This window comes from Trichocoleus sp. FACHB-46 (genome assembly GCF_014695385.1).
Taxonomy (GTDB): Bacteria; Cyanobacteriota; Cyanobacteriia; order FACHB-46; family FACHB-46; genus Trichocoleus.
Map to the genome: position 1 here is coordinate 1 of NZ_JACJOD010000019.1, position 6,039 is coordinate 6,039.

At 48.1% G+C, this 6,039-nt stretch carries 7 protein-coding genes and 1 pseudogene; 2 read left to right on the plus strand and 6 right to left on the minus strand.

All coding sequences use genetic code 11. The annotated features are described in order from the left end of the window. Nucleotides 1-281 precede the first annotated feature (281 nt). The 6 genes from H6F72_RS11880 to H6F72_RS11905 form a co-directional block, all read right to left on the minus strand. Complete coding sequence (locus H6F72_RS11880) at nucleotides 282-437, minus strand: hypothetical protein (RefSeq protein ID WP_190435267.1); 156 nt, start codon at nucleotides 435-437, stop codon at nucleotides 282-284. A gap of 146 nt (nucleotides 438-583) precedes the next feature. After that, complete coding sequence (locus H6F72_RS11885; RefSeq protein ID WP_199299055.1) at nucleotides 584-1,042, minus strand: GNAT family N-acetyltransferase; 459 nt, start codon at nucleotides 1,040-1,042, stop codon at nucleotides 584-586. 169 nt (nucleotides 1,043-1,211) lie between these two features. Beyond that, the gene (locus H6F72_RS11890; RefSeq protein ID WP_199299056.1) at nucleotides 1,212-1,709 is read right to left on the minus strand and encodes an ankyrin repeat domain-containing protein; all 498 of its coding nucleotides are present in this window, start codon (nucleotides 1,707-1,709) and stop codon (nucleotides 1,212-1,214) included. 142 nt (nucleotides 1,710-1,851) lie between these two features. Beyond that, the gene (locus H6F72_RS11895) at nucleotides 1,852-2,604 is read right to left on the minus strand and encodes a cyclopropane-fatty-acyl-phospholipid synthase family protein (protein ID WP_190435270.1); all 753 of its coding nucleotides are present in this window, start codon (nucleotides 2,602-2,604) and stop codon (nucleotides 1,852-1,854) included. 165 nt (nucleotides 2,605-2,769) lie between these two features. Further along, a complete protein-coding gene (locus tag H6F72_RS11900) occupies nucleotides 2,770-3,243 on the minus strand; it encodes an NUDIX hydrolase (RefSeq protein ID WP_190435273.1) in 474 nt (157 codons plus the stop codon). 148 nt (nucleotides 3,244-3,391) lie between these two features. Beyond that, nucleotides 3,392-3,982, minus strand: a complete 591-nt coding sequence (locus H6F72_RS11905) for a hypothetical protein (RefSeq protein WP_190435275.1) — start codon at nucleotides 3,980-3,982, stop codon at nucleotides 3,392-3,394. A gap of 606 nt (nucleotides 3,983-4,588) precedes the next feature. On the opposite strand from H6F72_RS11905, the gene H6F72_RS11910 reads away from it, so the two are divergent. Together H6F72_RS11910 and H6F72_RS11915 are read left to right on the plus strand one after the other, a co-directional pair. Further along, nucleotides 4,589-4,852: a hypothetical protein gene (locus H6F72_RS11910; protein WP_190435278.1), complete on the plus strand. Its 264-nt coding sequence runs from the start codon at nucleotides 4,589-4,591 to the stop codon at nucleotides 4,850-4,852. After that, a pseudogene (locus H6F72_RS11915) lies at nucleotides 4,795-5,504 on the plus strand (IS6 family transposase). Before H6F72_RS11910 ends, H6F72_RS11915 begins: the two are co-directional and overlap by 58 nt. The last annotated feature ends 535 nt before the right edge of the window (nucleotides 5,505-6,039 follow it).

The window sequence follows — 6,039 nt, forward strand, 5'->3', positions numbered from 1 at the left end:
GCATAAGTTGCTGCGCATCCTCAATGCCATGATTCGAGCTGGAACTTCTTGGCAACCACCTCTGATAGCCAATGGAGCAACTCAGGCTTGACAATCAAGATAATCGCTTTTTTATAGGGCTTCCAGTGCTACTGCGGATGTGGTGGGGCGATCGTAAGAGTGAAGCCAAGAAGCGACCAAGCAAGTAGGTGCGAAAGAAGCGATCGCACAGCTTGTAACACTGTCCCCACAGTTAGTGGGGTTATTTTTTGACGGGAGCAATCGCCATCTAAATCTGCAATTTATCCCAGTTCAGCAGGAGCAAGTGGGCGGTTGGGGTTAGCCATCGCCGCTTCCCAGGCCCGTTGATGCACCTCCTCAGTAATCCAGTGATGATAAATCTTCTCATGGACATCCGTTGAGGGTCCCATCTGCTGAGCTGCCAACCCGATCGGCATGTTGAATTCAAGCGATCGGACTGCCTAACGGTGGCGCAAATTGTAAACCTGGGACACCCCACGCCGTCGAAAGTGCTGAGAAACCCGATTTCCCAAGTCTTTTCCAGAGACCTGGGGCAAGCAAATCTCAACCAAGTTAAACTGCCTCACCCATTCGGGGTAGACAGGCCACACACGCCGTCGTCCTGTCTTACCATCCCTTTGTTAGGCTCATCAACATCTGCCTCGACTCTGTCCGATCCAAGCACATCAAATGTATAGCGAAGTATAGAAAGCGTAGACTCCTTGGCATATCCTCTTCCCCAGAGTTGAGGTCGTGTGCCAAAGATTAGGCTTGGTGAACCTTGTAGTGAATGCAGCAGACCTGAAAAACCTGCTACCTGATCGCTTTGATGCTCAAAAAAGAGCCAAATTCCATAGTCATGACTAGCAAAGCTCACTACACTTGTCTCGATAAATGACTTTGTTTCCTCTACAGAGATTTGTCGGTCATCAAAGAGAAACCGTCGAACACCAGCCTCATTCCATAACTGGTGTACAGCATCTAGATCACTCATTTGGCAGGAGCGCAAACTTAACCGTTCAGTGCGAAGCAAATGCGACATTATTCCGACACCTTGCTTTATTGTTGTAAAAAAGCCAACGACTGATCGTTAACTTTGAATCACTATCTCAACCCAGAGATGAAGCGACCTAATGACCCAGTTCACCCGCGCCCGTAGGGCGTCGGGGTGCAACGATTTGTTGTGCTGCTGTTGGATGCGCTGGTGGAAATTATCTATATTGCTCCAACAACTTCACTGCATCTTTGGAGCCAAGTATCTTAGCCTCCTCTAAAGGAGTTGCATAACTGTCAATACGTGTTCTTATACTGGCATCTGCCCTATGCGCAAGCAAAATCTTCAAAGCCTCTATATCATTTCTTGCTGCGGCCATATGAAGTGGTGTCCAGTCGTTAATCCCGTGTGCATTTACATCTGCTCCTGCTAAACATAAAAGCTCAAGAACACGATGTTTGTCTGAGTTCTTCCGCTCAATAGCCGCGTGAAGTGGTGTGTATCCTTCCTCATCTCGAAAACTAAGGGAGACGTTTTGAGCCAGCATCCATTGCACGACTTCAAATGTTCCGCAATCAACAGCGTTGGTTATCCAATGTCGTTGGATGAATGAGTCTTGCCCATGCGGGAAATCATTATGCCTATCCGCGAGAAATTGCAAATGTCTTAGGTCTCCATTGATGATGGAGTTCATAGCTTCATCATGATCAACCATAATCTTCGATTTTATCAACTTGCGCGTGTATTCGCTTTGCGCAGCAGCACAGCGGGTTGCTTTAGCGGCTGCAAATAACCTTGAACTTAACACCAGTAGCTTCTAGCAGTCCGCTCCAAGCGAATTGTTAGACGGCTTTTTTCTAAGCTGCTTGCAGAACATAGAACGTATAACCATAGGAGTCGCTGAATTTTTCAAACAGTCTCATCTCTTCTTCAGTTTCATGAATAACTGATTGAGTAATTGGGGTAATTTCGATATGCTGCATCCGCTCACGAAGCGGTCCATAATAATTGACCCACCAGGCCTGACTCGGCAGTCGATGCGTTGAAAGTACGATAAAGCCAGACCGATTTGCCCGATCGATATTCTCAGCCTCAGTCCCCATCATCGGATAGGCATTTTGCCAATACGCGATCGCAGGCTCTGGCACATTATCAATAAACCAACTCATCTCAGATATAACGGCAATACCACTGTTAGCAAGAAGCGGTCGCCAGATTTTAAGACCCTGCTCAAACCCAAGATGATAAATCGCTCCCTCAGACCAAAGCAGGTCAACTGAACCCGCTAACCAATCAACTTGAGCCATATCACCCTGAATCGGCATGATTAAATGCTCAAGACCAAACTGTTTTGCACGCGCTGTCAATTCGTCGATAAAAACCGAAGAAGAATCAACTGCCATGACCGTGCTTTGGAAGTGTTGTGCAAGCAGCAATGCACCAGCACCGCTTCCACATCCGAGATCGGCAATTCGCGGCTTGAGCGGCAAAGTAGAAAGATGGCTCAAAATATGGCGCGAGAAGTCAGAGTCACCTGGCCCTTTACGATCTTGTCCACAGTGTAAATCAATCAAAGCGGCGGCGTACTCAGTTTGAGTGTCTGTACTCATATGGATTTTTTAACATCAAGAGACTCTTGCCGTCTAACGGTCCTATCACCCGCCGCAACAATTGCTTGCATAACAACCGATCACCTTAGACGGTCGGTGTGCATGGGAATTGTTCGGTGACAATGACATAGATATGATAATGCACTTGGATATGCGTGGTTATCATCAGCACACAATGGTTCCGTTCTCTAAATAGAACGTCTTCTTCTCTTCGAGTGCTTGTACAGCTACTGGAACACGCCGAGCGGAATATGGATTCAAAAGGTTGATTGCATCGCCAAGCTCAATGAAGCGATACTCCGAAAGCTCTGATGGCGGGAGTTGAATGAACCGCTGTTGATGTGCCGTGAGTATGCCACCGTAGAAGACAAACTGGATGTTCTCGCGAGGCGCGGTTTCATTTTTCTGATAGTCGATACACAAGAGCCGCTCGATCCTGACGGCGAGATTGAGCTCCTCAAGAACTTCTCGGAGCGCTGCTTGACACGGTGACTCCCATACCTCAACGATACCGCCTGGTAAAAGCCATCCGTCTCGGTAGGTCGGTTTGACCAGCAAGAGGTGACGTTGCTCGTTCAGGAGAATGACACCTGCAGCGAGTTGCTTCTTGGGAAGAGCAGATGTGGTGAGTTGTGCCATCGTCAGGTCACACGTCGTGGCTTTACACGTAACAGCAGTATCGCATAAACAAGGATTGGAGGAAGCCACCGAACGATCCCAATCACCCGCCGCAGACAACCTCAAACTCTAACAGGCAACCCCAACGGTCGGCGTGCATTGGGTTTTGTTATGCCTCCTCATCGGGAAACAAGAAAGCGTCCGATGCGTGACCGGCTTGTACCACCCTTAGTCCCTGAAAACGAACACCTACGCCGTGCTCTTCCTCCCAATTACAACCAAGTTCGATGCCGAACCGCGGCTCTCCCTTGGTACTCCTACCTCCGACATGAAGAGCGACCAATCCACACAATGTGGCTAGTTCCTCCGGTTCTGTGATCGTTGGGACCATTTGATCAGGGTCTTCATCGTCGAGGCATTCGATTACAAGGTCGCGCATCTCCCAATATTGGTCAACCAATGCCGGAAAAAGAAGTGTCCGGATTTGGGAGTCATGTTCGATGACCCATTGCACAACTGCACGGAACACGTCCGGGTCCAACTCTTTCTCTGCACAGGCATAAGTTTCGCCAGTTGAAGGGCTGGAAGAAGACACCGCCCCGTAAGGACCATCAGTGATTTGCATTCCTGCAAACGCAGGAAGCCGAATCGTCGAGAGGTGACGGTAATCATCGTCCACGTATTCGGGAAATGGGGGTGCATGCACGTTGTAGATATGCGTTACTGAGGCATAACTATTATTAGACAAAAGTTTCGGCATAACTCCTCTATTTCAGGTGCTTATGCCAAAACTTTTTGTCTGTTTTCCCCACAAAAAGTCCCTTTCCATCAGCCTATCATTGCCAAATTTGTCCTCGGCTCATATCCAAGGCAGCATCAGCTATGAGGTCTCTTAAACTGTAATGCCTGGATTGAGAGAGCGATCGCAGCATGGTCCCCTACTACCCCAAGACAGGAATTTTTCGCTTGAAGCTATCTGATAGCAGGAGTTTTAAGTATTCTCAATAACTGGGATATCAACAGTATCTCAATCGTGAGACTTTAGTCACTACCCCCTTAATCCCCCTGAGCTCGCCACCTACCTCTTCACGAGTCATTTCACGAGTTACGTCTTGAATGATTTCAGCTTCGATGGTGGGCTCTCGAACATTATCAGCAGCCTCAATATAAATAATCGCGCCATCCTGTAGTTGAATCGGGGTTGGTTAGCTCATAGCTCTTGCAAAATCAGGATTTGCGGTTAAATCTATTGTTTCTACAGAACAACCTCCTGCCAAACCAAAGGTTAGAAGGCTTTATCCCGGATAAAAGAGTTGACACGGTGCGCAACCCTCTTTTGTTCGCCCCTACTGACTAAAGGAGTGCTATGAATCGCATTAAAGTTGCCCGTTGGCTCATTATTTCAGCAGTCATCGTGGTGGGAATTGTTGAGTACAATATCCGGGAGCAAAACGTCAAGGCAGATTATCGCCGCCTCGCTAGTACCAGCAAGGCTGAGGAAAAACAGGTTCTGTCGCAAAAAGAGGGTGATGATAAGGTGGGAAAGCATGCCCCCCTGTTCCTATCGTCCCCATGCCTACTTCCTCTCAGTTCAAATGGCGACACTTTTTGCCTGAAATCATCCTGCTGAATGTTCGGTGGTATTGCCGCTATGCCTTGAGCTACCGAAACTTAGAGGAGATGATGGCCGAACGAGGGGTCGAAGTGGATCACTCAACGATCAATCGCTGGGTGCTAAAGTACGCCCCGGAACTAAACAAACGTCTTCGACAATATCTGAAGCCAACCAACGACTCGTGGAGGGTAGACGAAACGTATATCCAAATCAAAGGCGAGTGGGAGTATCTGTATCGCGCGGTCGATTCACAAGGCAATACTTTGGACTTTATGCTGAGCGTCAAGCGGGATGGCAAGGCAGCGGCGCGCTTCTTTCGTAGAGTGTTGAGAGCTAACCATGTCACTGCACCACGCGTCATCAATGTGGACAAGCATGCCGCTTATCCGGTTGCCATTGAGCGGTTAAAGAGTGAGAAAACGCTGGCAGCAAAGACCGAACTGCGGCAGGTGAAATACTTGAATAACCGGATTGAGCAAGACCATCGCCATATCAAGCGTATCGTCAAACCGATGATGGGGTGCAAGTCTTTCAACAGTGCTAGACACACGTTGAGAGAATTGAAGCGATGAATATGATTCGCAAAGGACAGGCTCAGGGGGTTGGAAGTGGCGATGTGCGAGCACAAGTAGAATTCGTGTCTCAAATTTTTGGACTTGTTGCTTAATTGAGTCTAGAGTCGGTCAATTGTTTGTACCTCAATAGTTCTTGCGACAGAACCATAACGATTAGCGTCACCAGATGTAGGGGACTTAAAACGAAGCAGAAAGCATCTCAGTCAATGCGGTGCACGCGGTTGTTCGCTGGAACTGCGCCGCTCTCCCCACAATCTGATTTAACAGATAACCTCGTAAGTAACTTTGGGGCGGCATACCTCTTTTTAAGCGTTTTTGAATACCACAATAACCTTTATTTTGCGAGTTCTAGTTCGACAGCTCGGTAGAACTCTTTCACCTGCTCAGGAGACTGAAGATGATAAACCTGCTTGCTTTCCTTAGCTTTAAGCACATACTCTCGATACTTGGGTGTGAGCTTCTTATGGCACAGCCAAACCGTATAATAACTGTTCAGCGTACCCCTCAAGAGCGGGGTAGTGCATCAAAACGTGGTGGGTTCGGTAAAGTAGCAAGGCACCTCCCCTCAAGCATGATCTATGGAATGCAAACTCTGCACTTACCCCCGCATCCATAAACATGGCAAAG